Raw genomic sequence first — 2,904 nt, forward strand, 5'->3', positions numbered from 1 at the left:
CGACCCCGACCCCGACCCCGTCCGGAGGGACCGAAACCGATGACCATGCTGTTGACCGGTGCCACGCTCATCGACGGGCTCGGCGGCGACCCGGTGACCGGACCGGCCGTACGGGTCGACGCCGACCGGATCACGCAGGTCGGCGCCCGCGTCCCGGTCGACGGCGCCGACCTGGTCGACCTGGGCGGGCTGACCCTGCTGCCGGGACTGATCGACGCGCACACCCACGTCGGCTACTCCAGCGACGTACGCGCCATGGTGAGCGGGGAACTGTCGGTGGCCGAGCGGGCCGCCGACATCTTCCGCAACCTGCGGGAGACCCTGGAGTCCGGGTTCACCACCATCCGGGACTGCGGCGGGCTCGACCTCGGGGTGCTGCGCACCGTGCAACGGGGACTGGTACCCGGCCCCCGGATCTGGGCCGCCGCCGTGGCGCTGTCCCAGACCGGCGGCCACGGCCGACTGAGTTCACCGCTGGCACCGGCCGGCCCGTCCCCCATCTCGGTACGCGGTCTGACCGGGATGACGCCCAACGCCGACGGGGTCGAGGAGGTCCGCCGGGCCGCGCGGGAGTGTTTCCGCCAGGGCGCGTCGTTCCTGAAGATGGCCGTCACCGGCGGGGTCATCTCGGTGTCCGACTCGTTGGAGGACACCCAGTACACCGTCGAGGAGATCGCGGTCGCCGTCGAGGAGGCCCGCGCCCGCAACACCTACGTCACCGTGCACGCGCACAACGGCGCCGGGATCCGCAACGCCGTCCGGGCGGGCGTGGGCTGTGTCGAGCACGGCACCGGCATCGACGAGGCTACCGCCGCGATGATGGCCGGGCGGGGTGTGCACCTGGTGCCCACCCTGGCCATCGCCGAGACGATGCGCACCGACTTCGCGCGGCAGGGGCTCGCCCCCGGTATCCGGGACCGGGTCGGCGACACCGCACAGCGCATGGTCGACGCCCTGCTGCTGGCCCGGGAGGCCGGCGTACTGGTCGGTTCCGGCTCCGACCTGATCGGCCCGGACCAGAACCGGCGCGGGCTGGAACTCGTGCTCAAGGCCCGCGTCCTGGGCCCGATGGCGGCGATCGTCTCGGCCACCTCGGTCAACGCCCGGATCATGCGGGTCGCCGACCGGCTCGGCTCGGTCGAGGCGGGCAAGCTGGCCGACCTCGTCGCGGTGGACTTCGACCCGCTGGCCGAGCCGGACCTGTTCGACGACCCGGCCCGGGTGGTGCTCGTGGTCCGCAACGGCGAGATCGTCAAGGACACCCGGAAGTGAGCCGGTGCCGCGGGGAGGTCGCCCGATGACCGCTGTGCTGGAACCGGACCGGGCCGACGGCACCCTTCTCGGCCGGGGCGGCGCCCCGACCACCGCGCAGAAACTGGCCGAGCTGCGCCGCCGACGCGCCGAGGCGGCACAGCCCGGCTCGCCGCGCGCGGCCCGCCGGTTGGCCGCGCGGGGCCGGATGACCGCCCGGGAGCGGATCCTGGCGCTGCTCGACCCCGACTCGTTCGTGGAGACCGACCGGCTGGCCCGCCGGGAGGTCGACGGGTACGCCGGGCCGCAGCCGCCCGGGGACGGGGTGATCACCGGGTACGGCACCGTCGACGGTCGACAGGTGTGCGTGTACGCGCACGACGCCACCCACCGGGGCGGCAGTGCCGGGGCGGTCTTCGGTGCCAAGGTCAGCAAGATCCTCGACCATGCCCTGCGGGTCGGTTGCCCGGTGGTCGGCATCAACGACTCCAGTGGCGCCCGGGTCGAGGAGGGGGTGCTGGCCCTGGCCGCGTACGGCGAGGTGGCCCGGCGCCTGGTCACCGCCTCCGGGGTGATCCCGCAGATCTCCCTGATCATGGGGGTCTGTGCCGGGGGTGCCGTCTACACCCCGGCGTTCACCGACTTCGTGGTGATGGTGGAGCAGACCTCGCACATGTTCGTCACCGGTCCGGACGTCATCCGGGCGGTGACCGGGGAGCGGGTGGGCATGGAGGCGTTGGGCGGGGCGACGGTGCACGCCTCCCGGACCGGGAACGCCCACTACGCCGCCGCCAGCGAGGCCGACGCCATCGACTACGTCCGGGACCTGCTGTCGTACCTGCCGGCCAACAACCTCGACCCGGCCCCGGTCTGGCCACCGGCGGTCCCGCTGGCGGTCACCGACACCGACCGGGAACTCGACACGCTCGTACCCGACCAGGCCACCACCGGGTTCGACATGTGCGAGGTGATCCGGCGGATCGTGGACGACGGTGACCTGCTGCCGGTGCACCCCGACTTCGCCCGGAACATCATCTGCGGCTTCGGCCGGGTGGACGGCACCCCGGTGGGGGTGGTGGCGAACCAGCCGCTGCACCTGGCCGGTGCCATCGACATCGACGCGGCGGAGAAGGCCGCCCGGTTCGTCCGCTTCTGCGACTCGTTCAACCTCCCGGTGCTCACCCTCGTCGACGTGCCCGGCTACCTGCCCGGTACCGCCCAGGAACACCAGGGCATCATCCGCCGGGGTGCGAAGCTGGCGTTCGCCTACATCGAGGCGACGGTACCGAAGGTCACCATCGTGGTCCGGCGGGCCTTCGGTGGCGGGTACGCGGTGATGGGCTCCCGGGAACTCGGCGCCGACCTCTGCTTCGCCTGGCCGACCGCGCAGATCGGGGTGATGGGCGCGGCGGGTGGGGTCGCCCTGCTGCACCACCGGACCCTGGCCGGGGCCGACGACCCGACGGCCACCCGGCAGGCCCTCGTGCGGGAGTACGAGGAGCAGCTGCTCACCCCGTACCGGGCGGCCGAGCACGGCTGCGTCGACGACCTGATCCTGCCGTCGGAGACCCGCTCCACGGTGGCCCGTGCGCTGCGGGCGCTGAGCACCAAACGGGTCGTCCTGCCGGCCCGCAAGCACGGCAACATCCCGCT

Annotated in this window: 2 protein-coding genes; both read left to right on the forward strand. The window is 73.3% G+C overall.

Features of this window, described 5'->3' with window-relative positions:
* The first annotated feature begins 39 nt into the window (after window positions 1-39).
* Entirely contained in the window at window positions 40-1,272 is a 1,233-nt protein-coding gene (locus tag GSF22_RS32545; RefSeq protein ID WP_208817745.1) for a metal-dependent hydrolase family protein, read from the forward strand.
* Between the two features lie 25 nt (window positions 1,273-1,297).
* Window positions 1,298-2,904: acyl-CoA carboxylase subunit beta (locus GSF22_RS32550; RefSeq protein WP_208817746.1), on the forward strand; the 1,607-nt coding region annotated here is incomplete at its 3' end.

It is taken from the genome of Micromonospora echinofusca (assembly GCF_017614955.1).
GTDB lineage: Bacteria > Actinomycetota > Actinomycetes > Mycobacteriales > Micromonosporaceae > Micromonospora > Micromonospora echinofusca_A.

Excerpts from the sequence above, each read along its gene's own strand:
- GSF22_RS32545 (WP_208817745.1), top strand. The coding sequence starts at position 40 with ATGACCATGCTGTTGACCGGTGCCACGCTCATCGACGGGCTCGGCGGC.